The organism is Microbacterium sp. LB12, from assembly GCF_037150835.1.
In the GTDB taxonomy this organism is placed as follows: domain Bacteria; phylum Actinomycetota; class Actinomycetes; order Actinomycetales; family Microbacteriaceae; genus Microbacterium.
Window position 1 is genome coordinate 1 of sequence record NZ_JBBCPF010000046.1, and the last position, 416, is coordinate 416.

The 416-nt window shown below is 65.1% G+C and carries 1 protein-coding gene; it reads right to left on the bottom strand.

Annotation, left to right across the window (positions count from 1 at the left end; all coding sequences use genetic code 11):
• On the bottom strand, positions 1-416 hold a 416-nt coding region (locus WFM69_RS19315; protein WP_337007466.1), incomplete at both ends, for an AbgT family transporter.

Below are 416 nucleotides of genomic sequence, written 5' to 3' on the forward strand. Positions count from 1 at the left end.
ACCACCCGGCGGATCAGCGCCCCCATGAGCCCGGCGTGCTCGGCGACGCCGACGCCCGCCATCGCGATGAGCACGACCGCGACCACGCCGAACCCGGCGAAGTTGTCGACGAACGACGAGAAGAAGAACCGGACACCGTCGATCGAGAGGAGGTTGCGCACCTCGAACGTGCGCTCCTCGATCCGGTAGTCCGGGATCTCGGCGGGCTGTCCGGTCGTGGTGTCGTAGATCTGCCAGTTGCCACCGAAGTCCTCGTTGACCTGCGAGAACTCATCCTTAGGAACGGGCACGACGACGTCGTCGGTGACCGACACCCCCGCCCACGACAGGAGCGCCGAGAGCACGGCGATCAGGGCGATCAGATAGACGAACATGATCGTCGGATCCGGCACCTTGTTGCCGACCTTCTCGATCCA